General features: G+C 38.6%; 17 protein-coding genes and 1 pseudogene. 8 read left to right on the forward strand and 10 right to left on the reverse strand.

What is annotated here, in order from left to right; translation table 11 throughout:
- Positions 1–32 precede the first annotated feature (32 nt).
- Positions 33–173, reverse strand: a pseudogene (locus O3670_RS01355) (transposase); the annotation flags it as partial.
- Between the two features lie 31 nt (positions 174–204).
- The gene (locus tag O3670_RS01360; protein ID WP_371595712.1) at positions 205–888 is read right to left on the reverse strand and encodes an XRE family transcriptional regulator; all 684 of its coding nucleotides are present in this window, start codon (positions 886–888) and stop codon (positions 205–207) included.
- Positions 889–1,031: 143 nt separating this feature from the next.
- On the opposite strand from O3670_RS01360, the gene O3670_RS01365 reads away from it, so the two are divergent.
- The 8 genes from O3670_RS01365 (at position 1,032) to xerS (ending at position 11,550) form a co-directional block, all read left to right on the forward strand.
- On the forward strand, positions 1,032–2,300 hold the full coding sequence (locus tag O3670_RS01365) for a site-specific integrase (RefSeq protein WP_371595713.1): 1,269 nt from the start codon (positions 1,032–1,034) through the stop codon (positions 2,298–2,300).
- Positions 2,297–4,150, forward strand: coding sequence for a hypothetical protein (locus tag O3670_RS01370; protein WP_371595714.1), 1,854 nt, complete (start codon positions 2,297–2,299; stop codon positions 4,148–4,150). The genes O3670_RS01365 and O3670_RS01370 overlap by 4 nt, the downstream gene beginning before the upstream one ends.
- A complete protein-coding gene (locus tag O3670_RS01375) occupies positions 4,147–5,823 on the forward strand; it encodes a hypothetical protein (RefSeq protein WP_371595715.1) in 1,677 nt (558 codons plus the stop codon). Before O3670_RS01370 ends, O3670_RS01375 begins: the two co-directional genes overlap by 4 nt.
- A complete protein-coding gene (locus tag O3670_RS01380; RefSeq protein WP_371595716.1) occupies positions 5,798–6,523 on the forward strand; it encodes a hypothetical protein in 726 nt (241 codons plus the stop codon). The genes O3670_RS01375 and O3670_RS01380 overlap by 26 nt, the downstream gene beginning before the upstream one ends.
- Positions 6,524–6,537: 14 nt before the next feature.
- On the forward strand, positions 6,538–8,628 hold the full coding sequence (locus O3670_RS01385; RefSeq protein WP_371595717.1) for a zinc-ribbon domain-containing protein: 2,091 nt from the start codon (positions 6,538–6,540) through the stop codon (positions 8,626–8,628).
- Positions 8,629–8,897: 269 nt separating this feature from the next.
- Positions 8,898–9,410, forward strand: coding sequence for a Panacea domain-containing protein (locus O3670_RS01390; protein ID WP_073685306.1), 513 nt, complete (start codon positions 8,898–8,900; stop codon positions 9,408–9,410).
- A complete protein-coding gene (locus O3670_RS01395) occupies positions 9,400–10,086 on the forward strand; it encodes a hypothetical protein (RefSeq protein WP_371595718.1) in 687 nt (228 codons plus the stop codon). The genes O3670_RS01390 and O3670_RS01395 overlap by 11 nt, the downstream gene beginning before the upstream one ends.
- 393 nt (positions 10,087–10,479) lie before the next feature.
- Complete coding sequence (xerS, locus tag O3670_RS01400) at positions 10,480–11,550, forward strand: tyrosine recombinase XerS (RefSeq protein WP_013990605.1); 1,071 nt, start codon at positions 10,480–10,482, stop codon at positions 11,548–11,550.
- Positions 11,551–11,713: 163 nt separating this feature from the next.
- Here the strand turns inward: xerS and O3670_RS01405 are convergent, their stop codons facing one another.
- The 8 genes from O3670_RS01405 to O3670_RS01440 form a co-directional block, all read right to left on the reverse strand.
- Positions 11,714–14,254 (reverse strand): M1 family metallopeptidase, encoded by a 2,541-nt coding sequence (locus tag O3670_RS01405; protein ID WP_371595719.1) that lies wholly within the window; start codon positions 14,252–14,254, stop codon positions 11,714–11,716.
- A 133-nt stretch (positions 14,255–14,387) separates the two neighbouring features.
- Complete coding sequence (phoU, locus tag O3670_RS01410) at positions 14,388–15,041, reverse strand: phosphate signaling complex protein PhoU (RefSeq protein ID WP_288628120.1); 654 nt, start codon at positions 15,039–15,041, stop codon at positions 14,388–14,390.
- Between the two features lie 28 nt (positions 15,042–15,069).
- A complete protein-coding gene (gene pstB / locus O3670_RS01415) occupies positions 15,070–15,828 on the reverse strand; it encodes a phosphate ABC transporter ATP-binding protein PstB (RefSeq protein WP_002890956.1) in 759 nt (252 codons plus the stop codon).
- A 12-nt stretch (positions 15,829–15,840) separates the two neighbouring features.
- The gene (gene pstB / locus O3670_RS01420; protein ID WP_003092580.1) at positions 15,841–16,644 is read right to left on the reverse strand and encodes a phosphate ABC transporter ATP-binding protein PstB; all 804 of its coding nucleotides are present in this window, start codon (positions 16,642–16,644) and stop codon (positions 15,841–15,843) included.
- 10 nt (positions 16,645–16,654) lie between these two features.
- Positions 16,655–17,539, reverse strand: a complete 885-nt coding sequence (pstA, locus tag O3670_RS01425) for a phosphate ABC transporter permease PstA (RefSeq protein ID WP_022495957.1) — start codon at positions 17,537–17,539, stop codon at positions 16,655–16,657.
- The gene (gene pstC / locus O3670_RS01430; RefSeq protein ID WP_002885101.1) at positions 17,529–18,443 is read right to left on the reverse strand and encodes a phosphate ABC transporter permease subunit PstC; all 915 of its coding nucleotides are present in this window, start codon (positions 18,441–18,443) and stop codon (positions 17,529–17,531) included. The genes pstA and pstC overlap by 11 nt, the downstream gene beginning before the upstream one ends.
- Positions 18,444–18,445: 2 nt before the next feature.
- A complete protein-coding gene (locus O3670_RS01435; protein ID WP_003097174.1) occupies positions 18,446–19,321 on the reverse strand; it encodes a phosphate ABC transporter substrate-binding protein PstS family protein in 876 nt (291 codons plus the stop codon).
- Between the two features lie 125 nt (positions 19,322–19,446).
- Complete coding sequence (locus O3670_RS01440) at positions 19,447–20,757, reverse strand: RsmF rRNA methyltransferase first C-terminal domain-containing protein (RefSeq protein WP_371595720.1); 1,311 nt, start codon at positions 20,755–20,757, stop codon at positions 19,447–19,449.
- Positions 20,758–20,823: the final 66 nt, after the last annotated feature.

The following is a 20,823-nucleotide window of genomic DNA, read 5'->3' on the forward strand; positions in this document are numbered from 1 at the left end:
TTCTTTGTCAACTGTAGTGGGTTGATGAAAAGCTAACATCTAGAGAGGACCTGATAGGTCCTCTTTTTATGTATGTTCAAAGCGATGAGAATGTCTTTTTTGAAGTTTTCAAAGTTCCTAAAACCATAAGCGTTCCGTTTGATAATCTTAATCAGGTTGTTGCTTGCTTCAAGTGTAAACTGGTATATATAGTTCCCTTTCTTTTTACTGTTCAATTGGAGTGAAGTGACCTACGATTTTTCCGATAATACGAGGATTTTCTTCATAGGGGGCAAAGATGTCCTCGTATTTTTCATTGATAGAAACAAGACGGAGATAAGTTTTGTGGCGATATACTTTCTTCACATAGGTTTGTTCGTTAAACTCGACAGCATAGATTTCGCCGTCATCTAGGTTAGTGGATTGCTTAATCAAGACTACATCACCATCAGGTAGCTCAGGCTCCATTGAATCACCGACAACCCATGAAGCGAAGTCGTGAGGAATATCTTCTGTTGAGTAGGTGAGGGTATAATCACCATCGTTGAAGTAGGAGTAGCCTCTTCCAGCTGATAAACCTTCATAAGTTTTATAACTAAATAAATCAACTACTTTATTATCAGATTTTTCTTGTATCTCAAGCAATTCAGATGAATAGATAACCACCTTGTTTTTGTTAACGTTATTTAACTGAAGATAGATGCTAATCACTTCACTATGTTCTTCAAAATAATGAGTTTCAACCTCAAGAACTTTTGCAAGTGCGTTTAGATTATCCATAGTGGGAAATGATTTTCCATTTTCCCAGTTAGAAACAGCAACCTTAGAAATATTTAATTGTGAGCCGAGTTTTTCTTGGCTCATTTTTTTCTCTTTACGAATAGCTTTTAATCGTTGACCTGAAAACATAATTGACCTCTTTTTCTTTTACTTTTGTTAATTAACTTTTTTTCTTTTGCTATTTTTTGTTAAGTTTTCACTTTACAAACATTCTACCAAAAAGATATAATACAATCAAGAAGTAAACTATCTAGTTAACAAAAGGAGAAGTCGTGAAATTTATCAGCTACAAGCATACCTTGATTCTAGGCGATAATCATCTTGTGACCAAGCAGTTCATTGCTCTGAAAGCTCCTGATGGCAACTTGCAGTTTACAGATTTTCATCGCTATGTAAATTCAGCCTCAAAGATTAAATCAATTTCGGATGATGGAAATAAGCGATTTGCTTATGTTATTAAGTTTCTCAATTATGTGTTTGGCGTAAAAAGAATTACTAGTCTAGATCAACTAACCCTTGATATGATTAAGGATTTTCTGATGAATTATGGTTTAGGGACTCTACCAGGGGACACAAGACACCGAAAAAAATCTACGGTTGAAATTTGTGTCAACACTATCCTTGACTTTTTAACTCTTTACCTAAAGGAGCGAAAAGGCAAAGCGATTTTATCTCCTAGTGCCCTTTATGAAACAACCAGCTATACAAACAAACGAGGCAGGTTGATTAAGCGAAAAGAGCCAAAATTTGACGTTTATGTGGACGATAGCCAAACAGAACAGGCTATTTTTCGAGATATGCCCAATAGCGCCTTTGAAATGCTATTTGCCCACATTGCAGAATACCACAAGGACTTGCTTATGGTTGTGGCTTTGGGAGCCTTTGTTGGGCTTAGACCTTCAGAAGCTTGTAACGTCAGAAGAGAAGATAGCCCACTGGGCGCTGGAATCTTATTTCACCAGAGCGAAGGTGAGACTTTCAAAGTTGAGATTGATCTGCGAAGAGAAATGCCGTTAAGAAGTGATCTAAAACCAACTGGACGCATCAAAAAAGAACGAATGCAAGCAGTGCCTTACATCTTTCTAGAAGTCTTTTTAGATACATACAATAATTATATGAGCTATCTAGAGGGGAAGAGATACGAAAGAGATTATGGACCACTCAATTTAAACAAGCAGGGAAAAGCTCTGACTTACGCTGTCTATTATCAACGTTTTCGTCGTATTATTCGAGAAGAGATGATACCAATATTCTTAAAATCAGACGACGCAGAAGTCGTCTTATTTGGTCATCTGTTGCAGGAACACAATATTTCACCTCATATTTTTAGGCATTGGTACACAACTCAGTTAGTGCTATCAGGTGTCTCAGAAATCAGTGAATTGATGTCTGCCAGAGGAGACAAGTCGCCTGATAGTGCTTGGGTTTATTTGCAGAACAAGGGCGAAATCGCCAAGCAATATGGTCAGGTTAATGATGGAATATTCGATTACATGAGTTGGAGAGCAGAGAACCTATTTGGTGATGGAGGGAACGCATGAGTGTTTTGCTGAAAGATATTTTGGAAAAAACATTAGTTTCTTTAGACAAAGACATACCAACAGTTAGAGAAAAAGTCAGCCAGTTTCTTTTAGACAATGCTTGGTTTGGTGTTTCTATCGATACAAATGTATTCAGTGTATCAGAAGCAGAAGCTACCATTCTAAAAGATAAGGTAAAAGATTTCCTAACAGTTCAGCCAGGTATGGATACTATCTCAGTTATTTTGAAGCGTAGATACCCTGCTACACAAAAGTATTTTATGGAATATGTGAGAGATAGTGAGTTAGACGAGGCTAGTCAATTTTATATTCAGGATTTTCTGGCTTATTATCTGGCCAAGGATTTATTCTTGTACACCGACAAAGAGCTAGAAAAGCTGATTGAGCAGGCTACTGAAACACTTAGCAAAAAACTTGGAGACAACTGTATTAGCTTTATCTCGTGGCTCTTAAGCAAAGGTGTGACACACTATCGCAATACCTATGAGATGACCAATCGTTATACCTTGGAAGATAAGAACGGTGCTTACGAATTAGATGATTACTTAGAGTTGATGTTTTACCTTTTTAATGACAATTATATCCAAGAAAATGAGATGTTAGCTCGAGCAGCTTCTTCCAAGGATTATGCAGACACATGGCTCTACTTAGCTCTTCATTTTATTTGCGCCCTCAGAACCACGGACTTAGAAAGGATCGGGCACCCACAGTTGCCACGAGAGCCTGAAGAAGTGTTAGCTGCTGTCAAAGATGGGACTTGGGAAACTAGTGAGGCAAGAAAAACCCTCCTTAGTATCACGACTCGCCTAACCTATCTCAATATCACTCCTAAAAAGACCAAAAGAGCATCCAATGTCAGTCAGTTGAAATTTCATGTGCCAGAAAGCTGTCAAGTTTTGATAGGCACGCTTTTAGCTGTTTGCGAAGCTCATTATAGGCTTGAAAAACAAGTTGAGGTTAGTGGTCCACTTATTCGTAAAATCGCTGATTACGAGCGTATTAACCGATACATGGGAGAGGATATTGGAGAACTCTTCTTGGAGAAAGATTTCAGTAGTCGATCAGCGAACAAGTCTTACTTGCAGGCTATTGCTATGCTAGCAGATGATGTCTTACAAGAGAAGTCTGAACTCAATATCAAGGGTTACTTCTTGGCAGCTTTAGCACGCAGCCACAAGGGTTCTTATACTGAGTTTGCTCAAACTACTACAGCTTATCTTAAGGATGCTCAATTAGGTCAATTACAACCAGAAATGGTAGCAAAGGAGCTTTTTGAGAGAGGTGTCCTGTCTATGGTACCGTCCATGCTCTTGACCATTGTCACGAGAGGTAAATACAAAGAATTAAATCCTAGTCAGCAAACTCAAATGATTAGGAAGCTAGACTTAACACCTGCGGAAATTGAAAAGACCTTAGAACTTAGTGTTCGAGCTGATACTAAATCTCAGAAAGCTCTACAAGTGGTGGTAGAGGAGCAGATGGAACCTGACCAGCTTCTCATAGTTTGTCATCGTATTGGAAATGGTGAAGCTTTTTCTAAGCAAGCTGAGAGCATGTGTCTCTTATCTGCTCTGGGAAAGCTATGTCCTTATGAGGATCGGCAACATTGTGTAGGTTGTACCTATGAGTTACAGACAAAATCAACTTTGTTGCTATTGATTGGTGAGTTTAATCGGCTCAATAAGCAATATGGAGAGGTGCAGAATGATTTAGAAAAAGGGAAAATTCGAGCTATTTTGGAATATCAGCTAAAACCCTGTTTAACAGAAATGCTACAAGCCTTGTCTGACCAGTATGGTCAAGAGGTATTGAACGACTACGAAGAAATTATAAAGGAGTTAGTCAATTGAGTCATGAAGCTAAATTATTTCGAACAGTTAAAACGATTGCAGGTTTTGACAATACCGTGGTACAGCAGGCAAAAGAATATTTTCAAGACTATGTAGCCAAAGAGATCATCCTAACGGCTGATTTTGATGCCTACAAATGGCAAACCACAAATGAGTATACCAACATCAGTTTTCTTTTTAATATCAATCATTTTCAATACAATAGGGTTTATGAACCTTTGCTTTGTATAGAATATGAGAATTTTGTAGATTACCTAAAGAGCTTTGTTGTCTTATCAATGGATAAACACGTATTAGTATCCCTGCAAAGTTTTTTACGTGACATCAAACGTTTAGTTAAAGAAAGCAAACAAGACATCTTGGAAAATGTTTATGACATCAAAATCACATCTCCAACACTTTGCATTGACTTTTTCTCTAGTCTGCCTTGCTATGACACAGATACCCTAAATCAACTTATGGAACAACTGGATAATCTTATCACACTCCAATACGAACTAAAACCACGACAACAACGCCAGCTAGCCCAGTTTCAATCTTATTTTACTTTCAACGATATTTTAAATGATTATTGGGGGCAGAAAATACCCGATGAAGAACGCCTATTTTACTATCCGATGTACCTGTGGTGGCAGATTACAGCAGTAGTGCCATTGCGTCCACGGGAGTTCTTATTAACCCAAAGAGACTGCTTATCTGAGAATAAGGGAAAACACTATCTCACCTTAAGACGAAACAATCTCAAAGGAAAAGAAAAAGGTGTGTCACACAAGATCTCAGAGGATTACTATTTAACTACTTTTGAAATCCCAGAAAAGTTAGCTTTGGTCATACAGAGCTATTTGGATTTGACTAAAGATCTTGCCTCAACAAAACTCGATACCCTCTTTGTCACAGATTCTCATTATAAGAAGTGGGAACGAAAAACAGGAATCAATAATCGTTTTTTAACCTATACCAATCTGAATACGATTCTCAAATACTTTTTCAACGAAGTTATCTCGGAGCAATATGGCTATCATGTTAATTACTTTAATCCACCTAGTCAGCTTGAAGAAAACGAGATCAACCTTATTCACATTGGGGATACACGTCACATAGCTATGATCAACTTGATTGCGGAAGGGAGTAGCCCAGTGACAGCAATGCTTCTTGCTGGGCATGATAATGTCTCTACATCGTCACACTATTTTTCAAATCTCAGTCAGTTCATTGAATGCCGAAGTTATCAGGTCTATCGCAAGCTCACCAGTTCTCAAACTTCCTATGAGATAAGCACGGTACAACGAAAATACACTGTTGGCAAAGCCTATATCCAACTAGATAATAAAGGATGGTGTTATTCGCCACTCTACGCAAACGGAGACTTCTCGGACTGCCTAAAGGTTATCAGCAGTCATGCAGAATTAGGAGCTTGTAGCAGTTGCCCCTTTTATCGAAAAATAGGAAGAGACTATTTTTCGATGGACAAGACTTTCAAGAAGTCGATTGATCAGGAAGCAATGTTAGTTGATCAAGCCATAAAACGTGTACGACAAGGCAAAGGACATCTAGAGGAGATTGGCGAAGCCCTTTTAAGACTAAGCACCACTAGCCACTCATATCAAGAATACTTAGCTGCGAAACAAGCCAACAAGGAGGAAAAGCATGGCCAGGAAGAAACTCATATCTGATGAAGAGTTAATCGATATCTTCAAACATTATCTAGAGGAGCAGTGCAATAGCAACATCCAATTGTTTAAAATACCTCAATTTGGTAATTACGTGAGACAAAATGGCTTTCCAAACGTTGCTGATACGACAATTAGGCGAAATAAACCATTTAGGGATATGGTGGAATCAATGAAGCTAGTTGACGCTGATAAGGATTATCAAGTTATCATCACTCACAAAACCCTTGACGTAGACAGCTTTATGATGACTAATCGCACTCCTAGTTCTATCAAAGCTGCATTGGTCGAATTAAGCCAATACTACAAAGATATAGTGGATGCTGCAACAAATATAAAATCAGAATATGATACCCTCAAAAAAGAGTTGAATCAATTGACGGCTAAGTATTGTGAACAGAGTTCTGACAAGCTAGCCCTTGATAAAACCTTGGAAGAAAAGAGACAGTTAGAAATTGAAAATCAAAAATTGCAAAGCATTTTGAAAACGAGTGTCTACCCTGAAATCGCAAATGAGTTATTAAAGGCTGAAGGATTGCTGAAGTCTGATAACAAAGTCATCACGGACGAATTTTTAGAAAGTCAGGTTATTACAGCAGACACAGAGATTGATCTTCGAGTTGATGATACGTCATCTGTTAGCAAACCAGATAATAAAGTCGTTAGCATAAAGAATTTATTGGATAGCAAAACAAATTACTGAAGAGGCATTTAAAAATGATAGAAGTGATCAGTAGTTTTCCTAATATCATGAAGTATTGGGATGCTGAAAAGAATTTAAAATGGGATAGCAATTCAATAGGCATCAATAGCCGTAATAAAGTTTTCTGGTCTTGCCCAGATTGCTCACATCACTGGCAAGCATTAGTTTCAACAGTATATAGGCTTAGCAAGATTCACGACAAGTTCTGTCCATGTTGTGACTTAGGGCGGGAACTCGTTCCAGAAAAGAATAGTATTCTTGCAGTATTCCCCTCAATCATCAATTACATTGACTTTCATATTGAAGATAAAGAAACGATAAAAGAAAAATTGATGAGCTATACTTTTACATCTAAACAAGTTTTTCATTTTAAGTGCCCAACTTGTCATGAAGCTTGGAGAGGATCTGTTCAAGATTCTAGATTTAGTGTAACGAATGAAAACAAGTTATCTCACAAAGGTTGTAACAAATCCCCGAAGTCGTATTACATCTGGACCTACCCCAACCTGTTTAGGATTTACAGAAATGATGTTAATGTACAGCCATTTGAAACATTGCGGTTAGATCAAAATGTAACCCTACCTTACCATTGGAAATGTGATAAATGTCATTTCGAATTTGAAACATCATTAGACAGGCTATTTTCTAAAATAAGACGAAACGGAGCTTACTGCCCAGAATGTCAAGCAAGCTTTAATCAACCAATTGATTTAGTTCCAAATCGTGGCCCTATACATTTTGATTTATCGGAACAGTTGAAACAACTTTATATAGATTTTGGTAGCTGGTCAACTGAGAACACCATCTACATGGTGTCAGTTGATCTTCTGTCTGATATAGAAGTCAATTGGGTCTGCTCGAAGTGTAAGGGGGTCTATTCCTGCCCAGTTTATGAAAAGTATAGAAATAATTGCCCTTATTGTCACCATAAAAAACTTCTCAAAGGTTTCAATACACTAGAAAAGACGCATCCACATCTAAAAATATTCTGGAATCCCAAAAACTCAGGTGATTTGGGTGATTATTGGGATAAGTCTCATGACTTAGTTAGTTGGACGTGCCCTTGTTGTCATGTTAGCTTCGATTGCAGCCCACAAGAAATGGTATTGCGTACTGAGCTAGATAATAGAAACTTTCAAACCTGTCCCAACTTTTGTGATTGGTCAACAGGACTTTTTAAGAATAATCCTGTTTATGATAATCCCATCTTAAATAAAGAATGGAGTTCTAAAAATCGCACACCAATCCATTTGGCGCAAATAGATATTGAGACTAAGAAATATTGGTGGTCTTGTTCGAAATGCAGTGGTGATTATCTTGCTTCCATTCCAATTCGTAGAGAAGTAAGCAATACTTGTCCCTACTGTAATAATGAAGAGGTATTAGAAGGCTACAATAGTCTATTAGCTGTTTATCCTGACTTAGCAATAAAGTGGAGTCCTAAAAATACAGTTTCTAGTGACTCTATCATTCCAATTGAAACTGAAAAAAGGAACTATATTTGGCATTGCGATACATGCGAACTCAATTTTACAGAAAGATTCAACATTGTTTTAGAGAAGTATCTGAATGATGGGTCTTTTTCAAAAAAGATTTGCCCTTATTGCTCAAAACGTCTGCCTGATCCTCGAACAGAAAGCTTAGATGTCGTTAAACCATTTCTTGTCGAAGAGTGGTTATCTGATAAGTACGGTGAAATATCAGAAGAATTCCCAGGCTCAAAGAAACTTGTCGAGTGGGAATGCCGAAGATGTCATGGACATTATAAGGCAAAAATCTGTGATAGGGGTGAAAATGACAAATGTTGTCCTTACTGCACAGGTAAGAAATTATTGTCTGGCTATAATTCATTTGATATTCTCTATCCTAATCTAATAAAAGAATGGGATTACCTAAATAATATCTTATTAGCGAATCCAGATGAAGTAAAACCTTCAAGCCAACAAAACGTATGGTGGATCTGCAAAAATAATCCAGAACACAGATATAAAATGCCTATCAAAAAACGCATTCTTTTTGAAAAGCGTTCAAAAGAGTCTTGCTTGATTTGCAAAGGAAGAAGACGAAAGAGACAGCATTTTGTTCCGTATAAGAAGCTTAATTGACCAAGTCACTTAGTGGCTTGCTTCAAGAAGGTTTAAAGCTACAACAGATAAGAACAAAACCAATATAGAACATTGAACAATCTCATCTTATGGTGTTTGAAGTTTTGGAAAACTATGGCAAATATATTTTTTAAAGGGAAAATTTAAGGGGAACGTTGACTTTGGTAATCTATTGGTGTAAAATTTAGGTATAGTATAAAAGTATAAACATAGGTGACAGATATGTTATCTATGTTTTTTGATGTTTTATATTTTGGGAGATTTTTATTATGGGAGATTACATTTTTAATAACAAAAGCGATTTGGTTAATTATCTATTTCAAAAATTAGATGAGCCATCACCGTTGAAAATACAAAAAACTTTGTATTTCTTGTTCGCCTATTACGGAGCAACATATGGGAACTTAAGCTCGGAAGAAACGGGGGAGCTCGATTCTATAAACTACACTAAGTTTTTGTTTAATCCTGCATTTGAGGCTTGGCAGTATGGGCCAGTTGATTATGAAGTTTATACAGCAAATAGAGAGGGATGTTATCAAGCTAAACCTCTTGAAATGGAGCATTTGAATCAAAAGCTAACTCCAGCTGAAAAGCGTAACGTTGTTCAATTTACAGATAACATTATTTCTCAAACAAATGAAGTGGACGATTTTACACTTGTTGATCGTACTCACGAGGATGAGTGTTGGAGCAAACCTTTTAAAGAAAATAGCGGGGCTCCTCACATTAAAATGAATCCAGATGAAATTATAGAAGAATATATAACTAAACATGTGGGCTAATGGCAAAACCGTGTCTATTTTTGCTAACAGTAAGACAAAAGAAAAAAATAGCACGATAAAATTCCAAAAGAAAATCTTTAATACACAAACATATACTCCAGTCAATAGAATTAACTTTAATGAGGTGAAAGTTGAAATTGTATTTCTAAATTCAGCTAAAACGTTTAAAAATTTACCTCATTTGAAGTTTACAAATAAGAAGAATGGTATAGAAGTTGACTCACAGACTATAATTTGTTTGCAAAAATTATTAACTAATCCTGATATAATACGACAAAATTCAACAATGATTACTATTGATGCTAGTCATAAAGGTAAGAGGATTCGTGAAATCTTAAAAGAATTCTTAGATGAACAATTTGTAGATAATCATGAATACTGTTTTAGAAAATCTCCTATACAAGATGATTTAGACGTAACAAATTGGAAAAATGGTAAATTTAGGGTTATTTGCTTATACAGGATTAAACCTCCCACACACAAAAAGGAAAAGTTAAAACATTATTTGGAAGTAGTGTTATTAGATCCATATCATTTATTTATTCCTAGCAAATTAAAAATTGAAGATAAAAAGACAAAGGAAGTTCGCTGTTTAACCAGTAACGAAGCGATGCTTGAAACCTATGAGACTGTCAAAGATTATTCAGATAATTTTTCTCTAGATTATGATGTTTAAACCAAAAAGATATTGGGCAAAAACGTTCATTTCCGATTTTAACCGAATAAGAAATTAAGTTCACCAAGTCACATTTTTAGTGGCTTGTTTTTTTCGAATTTAGAGGAAAAATAAGAAATAAACAAAAACAAAAACTTTGATAGTTCGAATCAATGGAAAAAATTCAGTTTTCACTTTAAAAAGCATGTTTTTCTGGAAAATGTACTTTATTCAAATTTTCAGTTCTCCGTGAAAAAACGTGCTTTTTTTGTAAAATGTACTTTAAAAATTTTTTCAGTTATCTAGTTCTAAGTAAAAAACACCTTATAACATCTTTCCGAAAAACTGTAATTTTCTTGAAAGAAAGATAAGGGTGTGATATACTTCTATTAAGTAATTTTGGAGAAAAAACAAATGAAACGTGAACTCTTACTCGAAAAAATTGAAGAATACAAATCTCTAATGCCCTGGTTTGTTCTGGAGTATTATCAGTCTAAACTATCGGTTCCATATTCTTTTACTACCTTATACGAATACCTTAAGGAATATAAACGCTTTTTTGACTGGTTGATTGACTCAGGTATTTCAGATGCTCATGATATTGCCTCAATTGACATCAAAACTCTGGAAAATCTAACTAAAAAAGACATGGAGTCATTTGTACTCTATCTACGTGAACGTCCGTCCTTAAATACCTATTCCAAGAAACAGGGAGTTTCTCAAACAACTATTAACCGTACGCTTTCAGCTCTATCTAGTCTCTATAAGTATTTAACTGAGGAGGTCGAGGGTCCTGACGGTGAGCCATATTTCTATCGTAACGTCATGAAAAAAGTTTCGACTAAGAAAAAGAAAGAAACCTTGGCTGCACGTGCTGAGAATATCAAGCAGAAACTCTTTCTAGGCGATGAAACCATGGAATTTCTTGACTATGTCGAAAATGAATACGAAGTTAAGCTCTCAAATCGCGCAAAATCTTCGTTTTACAAGAATAAAGAACGTGATTTAGCGATAATAGCCTTGCTACTGGCTTCAGGGGTTCGACTCTCTGAAGCTGTTAATCTAGACCTTAAAGATATCAATTTGAAAATGATGGTCATTGATGTTACTCGAAAAGGTGGCAAACGAGACTCAGTTAATGTAGCAAGTTTTGCAAAACCTTATCTTGAGAATTATCTTAGTATACGTGATAAACGCTATAAGGCTGAAAAGCAAGACCTTGCCCTATTTTTAACGGAATATCGAGGGGTTCCAAACCGTATTGATGCTTCAAGTATCGAAAAAATGGTTGCCAAATATTCTCAGGATTTCAAGATACGTGTGACTCCCCATAAACTACGACATACTCTGGCAACACGTCTTTATGATGCTACCAAGTCTCAAGTTTTAGTTAGCCACCAACTTGGCCATGCTTCCACTCAGGTCACTGATCTTTATACTCATATCGTCAATGATGAGCAAAAAAATGCTCTAGATAATTTATAATTACCCTAGTCTAACCATTCCTATTTGGAGTGGTTATTTCTTAGTTTACATAAATTTAATTATGCTAAAAGTATTTTATGATCATACATAAACATAACTAAATTTATGTAAAATGCTACACACAAAAAACAAACTCTCCTTCATGGAAAGCTTGTTTTTTATATTAATAATCTTTAAGAGCTGATTCAACCGCAGCTTTTTCTTTTTCAATCAAGTCTACGCGTGCAGCAATTGTCTTAATTCCCATCAAGATATTACGTTCTAAGGCTTTATCACTTGTTTTTGGCTCGAAGAAAGCAATATATTGATCAAGACGTTCTTGCGTTTTAAAGATTCCAGCTGGGATATTAACAAAGCTATCAAAGCTCATATCGCCACCTAGGGCTGCCTTAATCCAATCCCAGTTATCTTTCGCCCAGTTCCAAACGGTTTCTTGTGCAAATGATTTGCTGAGGAAATTCATATACCATAGGTACAAATCTTGAGGTTTAACGACATGTTTGTCTTTAAGCTGACCTAGCACGTAGTCGAGACCTTCTTGGTTTTTAAGGTATGAAACTGCTTGAGTCAATTGACGACGGAAATTACTATCATTTGTTGTTACATATGCATTGACATAGTCTTCAACAAGAGTTAGACTGTCTTCTTGTTTCATTTGGTTAATTAGAACGAGACCACGGACACTTGCAGGGATGCTTTCAATGTTCTCTTTATGAGCTTGGAAAACACTTGCGGCCGCAAGGACTGCTGGTTGATAGTCTGCTTGAATCAAGTAGCTAAGAGCTGTTTGACGAACCATTTCGTCTTCATCTGATTCTCCATCTTTGGCATCGAAACCAAGACGCTCAAAGTCGTTTTGGAATTGACGACGTACTAAAGCCTTGTAATGCACTTCTGCTTCTGTATCCTCATCGATAAAGCGTTTCAAACCAGCGAGGATTTGAGACTTAGCTTGAGCAATCAAGAAGCTTTCTTCTTTTTCGACAAGATCAAGAAGAGCGACTAGGCTTGCATACGAGATACGGCCACTTTCAGCAAGAAGACGGCGTTCTTGCAAAATCTGAAGTTTACTTACAGTATCAAGGTTAGCAAATTCCTCTAAGAGTTGGTCCAAGAGTTCACCTTGATAATCTGTGATGTAATGTGCTGTATTTGCTGTATTAAGGCGAAGAGCTCCTTTATTTTCAGCAGCAAGCTGGTTATAATTTGGAATCTCAATACGCTCTTCTGAGAGTGTGTCTGGGAGCCCCTTCCAGTTTGTGTTCAATGGAATCTCCCAAAGACGACCTTTATCTTCATGTTCACCAATGAAGAATTGTTTTTGACTAAGAATAAGAGTGTCGTCAACTACTTCTGCACTAACAACAGGGTAACCTGGTTGCTCCAACCAAGTATCCATGAAACTAGAGACATCTTTATCAGAAGCATCAGAAAGGGCATTCCAGAGATCTCGTCCAATAGTGTTGTTGTACTGATGTTTTTCGAAGTAAGCTTTAAGTCCTTTAGCAAAGGCTTCGTCACCTAACCAACGGCGAAGCATATGCATGAGACGGCTACCTTTAGCATAAACGATAGCACTATCAAAGAGGGTATTAATCTCATCTGGGTGATTGACTTCCATGTGGACAGACTGAACACCGTCTGTAGCATCACGTTGGAGGGCATGAGGCACACCAGTTGTTTGGAAATCTTCAAAGATATTCCAGCTAGGCTCAATGGCATCTACTGAAACATACTCCATCATATTGGCAAAGCTTTCGTTAAGCCAGAGATCATCCCACCATTTCATTGTAACAAGGTTACCGAACCATTGGTGAGCCAATTCGTGGGCAACTACAAGGGCTACTTGTTGACGGCTTGCAGCTGAGCTATTTTCATCTACAAGAAGGTAAACTTCACGATAGGTAACAAGTCCCCAGTTTTCCATGGCACCTGCTGAGAAGTCAGGAAGTGCGAGATGGTATGACAATGGGATAGGATACTTGACTTGGAAGTAGTCTTCGTAGAAATCAATGACACGAACGGCAATATCAAGGGCAAAGTCAACGCTGTTTTCAGCTTGTGCAACTGTAGCGAAGACACCAACTTCAGTACCGTTTTGTGTTTTCGCTGTCTTACCTTGAAGAGCTCCAAAACCAAAGGCAAGGAGGTATGTAGACATACGAGGGGTTGTCTCAAAAGTCCAAACTCCAGTCTCTTCACGCAAATGGCTATTGATTTCAGGCATGTTTGACAAGGCTATATCGCCTTCTTCAGCATCAAATTTCAATGAGAAATCAAAAGTAGCTTTAGCTTCTGGTTCATCAACAGATGGGAAGGCTTCACGCGCAAAATGAGATTCAAACTGCGTTGAAATAATTTCTTTTTTCTCACCATTGTAGGTGTAATATGATGGGTAAATCCCTGTCATATTATCTGTAATACGACCAGAGAATTCAATGACAAGCGTCAAAACACCGGTCTCTGGAAGTTCAATATGGAAGGCTTCGTTAGCATCATCCATTTGGAAGCTTAACGATTCATTATCCAAGAGAACGGAACTAATGGTAAGGTCTTTTTGGTGAAGGGAGATATGGTTATCAAGGGCTTCACCTGTAATGGCAACATTCCCTGTAAAGGTCTTTTCAGAACGATTAATGTCCAAGAAAAGATTGTAATTTTCAGGGATGAAACTTTCGATAAAACGAGCAACAGATGCTGTCATACGTATATACTCCTAATCTAACTTTTCGCATCGAAACAGACTGACAAATGTTTCGATATTAGACTCTTTTACAAAAGAAAAGGGTCTGAATTATTCAATACAAACCCATTATAACATAGATTGGAAGCTTTGCCTACAGTTCAATGATTTTACCAGATTTGAGGTAGACAACCCACTCGCAGAGATTGCGGGCATAGTCACCGATACGTTCCAAATACATAAGTACTTGGAAATATTCTTTGGCAGCGAAGGCAGCGTCTGGATTCTTACGAACACCTTCTACTGTCATGGCTTGAATATCACGGAAATAGTTATCAATGATTTCATCTGAAGCTGCGATTTCATAAGCGCGTTGTTCGTCACTGTTCAAGTAAACATCTAGAGCATCTTCGACCATGTGGCGGACTGCTTTCCCCATTTTCTTGATTTCAGCTTCAATTTCAGTTAGGCGTTCTTCACCTTTAATTCGAATGGTTGCTTTAGCGATAGCAACGGCATGGTCACCCATACGCTCAACGTCGCTAGATGCTTTAAGTGCGGTGATAACTGTACGCAAATCACTTGATACAGGTTGCTGTAGAGCAATAATTTCAAGTGATTTTTTCTCAAGTTTGGTTTCGTAGTTATTGACGATTTCGTCATTTTCAATGACTTCCTTAGCCAAATCACGGTCATGGCTGATAAAGGCACGTACAGCTTTCTTAAGCTGAGCTGCAACCTCTGTACCCATAGCGTAAAATTGGTTGTGGAGTTTTTCTAATTCTTCTTCGAAGGGAGTTCGTAACATCATAATTTTTTTAGTAATCTGTCCTTTCTTAACCGAATTTACCGGTAATATAATCTTCAGTTTCTTTATGTTGTGGATTTAGGAACATGTCTTTCGTTGATGAATACTCGATGAGCTCTCCATCAAGGAAAAAGGCTGTTCGTTGTGAGATACGACTTGCCTGCTGCATAGAACGAGTGACTAGCAACAAAGTGTATTGTTCTTTAAGGTTATAGAGGGTTTCCTCAATCTTACCAGCGGATATAGGGTCGAGGGCCGACGTTGGTTCGTCAAGAAGGATGACCTTTGGAGATGTGGCTAGCACTCGTGCAATACAGACACGTTGTTGTTGCCCTCCTGAAAGTCCAAGTGCTGAGTCATGGAGACGGTCTTTAACCTCTTCCCAGATTGAAGCACCCTTTAGTGATTCTTCTACTGCTTGATCAAGAACAGCCTTATCTTTGATACCATTGATACGAAGGCCATAAACCACGTTTTCATAGATTGACATTGGAAAAGGATTGGGTTGTTGGAAGACCATTCCGATTTCTTTACGGAGTTCAACGGTATCTGTTCGAGGACTGTAGACATTGTGACCGTTGTATGAAACAGCACCAGTAAGTGTCCATTCGGGATTTAAATCTCCCATTCGGTTGATAGAACGGAGCAGGGTTGATTTCCCGGATCCTGAAGGACCGATAAGGGCCGTGATTTCATTTGGATAGAAATCCATTGTCACATTATTGAGGGCTTTTTTCTTATTGAAATACACCGATAAATCATTGATTGAAATGATTGGTTCAGTCATAAGTGCTCCTTTCTATCCAAAACGTCCTGATACATAGTCATTGGTCGACTGTAGGGCAGCGTCTTGGAAGATTTTCTTGGTTTCATCATATTCGATAAGATCACCAAGGTAGAAGAATGCTGTATAATCACTAGCACGCGCTGCTTGTTGCATATTGTGCGTCACGATGATAATAGAGTAATCTTCCTTAAGTTCAAACATGGTCTCTTCGAGCTGCATAGTAGCTACAGGGTCCAATGAAGCTGCAGGTTCGTCCATGAGGAGAATCTGCGGTTTCACGGCAATAGCTCTTGCAATACAAAGACGTTGTTGCTGACCACCTGAGAGGGTAAAGGCAGATTTATGAAGGTCATCTTTAACTTGATCCCAAAGTCCAGCTTGCTTAAGTGATGTTTCAACAATCTCGTCCAAGGTTTGCTTATCTCTTACACCTTTACGTTCGTGAGCAAAGGTGATATTTCTGTAAATAGACTTGGCGAATGGATTTGGACGTTGGAAAACCATTCCAATATGTTTACGCATTTCATAAACATTGATATTACTTGCGTTAACATCGACTCCTTGATAAAGGATTTGTCCAGTAACCTTGGCAATATCAATCGTATCATTCATACGGTTTAGACTACGAAGAAAAGTTGATTTACCGCATCCTGAAGGCCCAATAAGAGCTGTGATTTTATTTTTCTCGAATTGCATGTCAATGCCTTTGATGGCTTCTTTTTGACCATAGTAGACATGCAAGTCCTTTGTTTCAAGAGCGAGCTCCTTCTCTGGGAAGGTGATAATATGACGCTCGTCCCAATTATATTTTGTCATGATAACTCCTTTAAGCGGATGTTAATTTCTTATGGAGGTAAGCTCCCAAACGACGTGCACCAAAGTTGAAAATCAGAATGAAAATCAAGAGCACTGCTGCTGAACCAGCAGATACTGCAGTGGCGTCAGGTGTCGTACCTTCTGAGTTGACCTTCCAGATGTGAACAGCAAGTGTCTCTGCTTGGCGGAAAATCGAAATTGGACTAGAGATGCTAAGCGGATTCCAGTCGCTCCAGTTAAGTGCTGGTGCAGATTGACCTGCTGTATAGATTAGCGCTGCTGCTTCTCCGAAAATACGACCAGAAGCAAGAACGATACCAGTAACAATACCAGGTAAGGCCTCTGGAACAACAACGTGTAAGATTGTTTCCCATCGAGACAAGCCTAGAGCTAGCCCAGCTTCACGTTGGGTATGATGGACTGTTCGCAAACTATCTTCAACCGTACGAGTCATTTGTGGTAGGTTAAAGACCGTTAAAGCCAAGGCACCTGATAGGATTGAAAATCCATACTGGAATTGGACAACGAAAATCAAGTAACCAAAGAGTCCGACCACCACTGAAGGTAGTGAAGAAAGGATTTCAATACAGGTACGAACAAAGTTGGTAAGTCGTCCTTTTTTAGCATATTCTGATAAGAAGATGCCAGCTCCCATGGAAAGAGGCACAGAAATAATCAGGGTAATAACCAAAAGGAAGAATGAATTGTAGAGTTGAACCCCAATTCCTCCACCAGCTTTGTAAGATGATGATCGACTAGTCAAGAATGACCAGCTGATATGTGGTATCCCGCGAACCAAGATATAGAGAATCAAGGCTGCCAGGATTGTTACAATAATGCCAGCAATCACATAGAGTGTGCCGATGGCAATTTTATCAATTTTTTTAGCGTTCATAATTTCTCTTTCTCTCACGGGTAATGAATTTCACCAACATATTGAAACCAAGACTCATCAATAAGAGCACCAAGGCGAGAGACCAAAGGACATTGTTTGAAACAGTACCCATGACTGTATTCCCGATTCCCATAGTCAAGACAGATGTCAATGTTGCTGCTGGTGTCGTTAAAGAAGTTGGAATCACTGCGGAATTTCCGACAACCATTTGGATGGCGAGAGCCTCACCAAAGGCACGGGCCATACCAAAGATAACGGCCGTGAAAATACCTGGTTTAGCCGCATTAAGTGTCACACGCCAAATCGTTTGCCAGCGTGTAGCTCCCATGGCCAGACTGGCTTCACGATAGTGACGAGGCACTGCACGAAGCGTATCTGTTGTCATAAAGGTTACGGTTGGTAGAATCATGACGAACAAGACAAAGGTACCTGAAAGAATACCAAAACCTGTTCCACCAAAAATTAAGCGAACAAATGGAACCACGACTTGGAGACCAATAAATCCATAAACAACAGATGGAATCCCCACCAAAAGTTCAATAGCTGGTTGTAGGAATTTAGCCCCTTTCGGAGAAATTTCAGTCATAAAGATGGCTGCTCCAATGGCAAATGGCGTTGCTACCAAGGCTGAGAGCAAGGTAACTACGAATGATCCCAAAATCATTGGAAGAGCTCCGAACTTGCCTTCAGATGGCGACCAATCGCCACTAAAGAGAAACTCGATCAAGCTAACTTTATTAACAAAGAAAGTCGCCAGCCCTTTTTGAGCAACGAAAAGTAAAATCATGGCTACGATAAAAACAATCAAAGCTAGGCAAAGGAAAGTGATTGTTTTACCAAACTTCTCGAGGCGTGAATTTTTAGAGGGTGATGTTAATTGCTTCACCAATTCTTCATTTTTCATGCTTACTCCTCACTCTTCTTTGAGACGTTACCATCAGCATCCTTGGTAACTTTCATGCTATGGATGGAAATGTAACCCATTTTTGCGACGACATTTTCTTGGACTTCGTCACTCATCATGTAATCTAAGAATTGTTTGGTATAGCTATCCGGTTTTCCCTTGGTATACATATGCTCGTAGGACCAAATCGGCCAATCGTTAGTTGCAACATTTTCAGCTTTTGGTTCAAATCCATTTAACTTCAATGTTTTAACAGAATCATCAAGGTAGGCAAATGATAGGTATGAAATAGCACCTGGTGTCTGAGCAACGATTGACTTAACCATACCATTAGAATCTTGCTCTTGGGTACGGATTGGCGATTTACCGTCCATAATCACTGCATCGAAAGTTGCGCGTGATCCTGAGCTGGCTGCACGGTTAATAATAGTAATCTCTAAGTCTTTACCACCAAGCTGTTTCCAGTTTGTGATTTCCCCAGTGAAAATCTTGCGAAGTTGTTCGGTTGTCAGGTTATCGACAGAGACTTCTTTATTTGTAATCACTGCAATTCCAGCAACGGCAACTTGATAGTCAACAAGCTTACTGGCATCGATTCCAGATTTTTCCTCGGCAAAAAGGTCACTGTTCCCAATTTGAACAGCACCAGATTGTACCTGAGAAAGTCCAGTACCAGAACCGCCACCTTGGACGTTAACGATATTCTCAGGGTTCTTCTCAGCGAACCCATCTGCTGCCGCCTCCACTAAGGGTTGAAGGGCCGTAGAACCAACTGCTGTAATGGACTGGCCACGGTCAATCCAAGAGGCACAGCCAGTTAAAACCAGCATGGCCATTGCCAGTGACAGAATCACTGCAAGGACTTTTGTTTTTTTCATTTTTGTCCTCCGACATTTTGTAACATAAGTAAGAAAGTGTCTCATAGATATGCTGTTAAAAGACACCTATCTAATTATAACAAGTATAGGATAACTAAGTCATATTAAAGTTTGGTTACAGGTTCTTAAATGTGAAATCTTAATCCTTTAGGATAGTAGTTTTTAACCGTATTTCCAACAACTTTAGCAAACCCAAAACCATTGCCGTCCACTAAAAGCTGATACCAACCGTTAGGATGTGTTTGATCTAGAGTAACCACATTACCAGAAACGTATTGGGCAAACTTGTCTTGACTTAGCTCTATACTTGAAACAACTTCATCAGATGTTAAAGCAATTCCAAGAGCAAAACTTGGTTCGAAACGTTTTTTCTTGAAGACACCAAGATGCAAACCGTTACGAGCGATTTTAACTTTAGAAAGGTCTGGGAGCCCTTTTGGAAGCAGGTAGAGATTGTCCCCAAAAACTTGCAGCAAACCATCCAGTCTAGTTTTAAGGTGTTTTTTTGCAAAATCTTCCCAAAGTTGCTTCTGCTCCTTGTTTAGGTTAGATTTTCCCTCTTTGATACGTGTTTGCTCAGGTACGCGCTTATCCTGGAATTTTGCCACAAACTGACCTTCACCCTTGAAACGATGCGGATACATGCGGGCTGTTTCTGGAAAATTAATGCCATCGCTCATGCCGTTTAGTTTAGGAATTTCCACCAATTCAAGGTCAGGATAATTCTCTAAAATCCAAGCGACAACGCCCTCGTTCTCCTCAGGCGACCAGGTGCAGGTTGAGTAAATAAGTTGTCCACCAGGAGCCAGCATCTTCAAACCGTCTGACAAGATATCCTTCTGCAATTGTGCCAGTTCACTAGGGTAATCCTTGTGCCAATATTGGATGGCATCAGGATCCTTGCGGAACATTCCTTCGCCAGAACAAGGTCCATCAAAGACAATTGTATCAAAATAATTTTTGAAAACTTTAGCTAGTTTGTCGGCTGACGTGTTAGTCACCACAACATTTCTTGCTCCAAAACGCTCTATGTTTTCAACTAGAATTTTGCTACGTTTTGGATTGATTTCATTGCTAACGAGTAGTCCTGTATTATCTAGGTAGCTTAAAAGATGAGTAGACTTTCCACCCGGAGCAGCTGCCAAATCTAAGACACGACTTCCCTTGGCTGGAGCTGCCACTTGAGCGACCATTTGGGCAGCTGGTTCCTGAGAATAGACCAAACCAGTCGCATGATCTGAGGATTTTCCAGAAATTTTTCCGTAATGGCCCCATGGCGTCTCTGGAATAGCATCGGGAAAGTCCTTCTGTTGCTTTTTCAGAGGGTTGGTACGGTAGGCGGACACGGCTTCTTGATCAAACGATGCAAAGAAATCCTCTGCTTCAGAACCTAGTAAATTGTTATATTTCTCTATAAAATCTGATGGAAATTGCATAGTTTCCTTTCTATTAAAAAACTGGACTAACCAAGAGAACTTGCTGTTCTGATTTGTCCAGTATGG

It is taken from the genome of Streptococcus sp. 27098_8_74 (assembly GCF_041431705.1).
Classification (GTDB): Bacteria; Bacillota; Bacilli; order Lactobacillales; family Streptococcaceae; genus Streptococcus; species Streptococcus salivarius_E.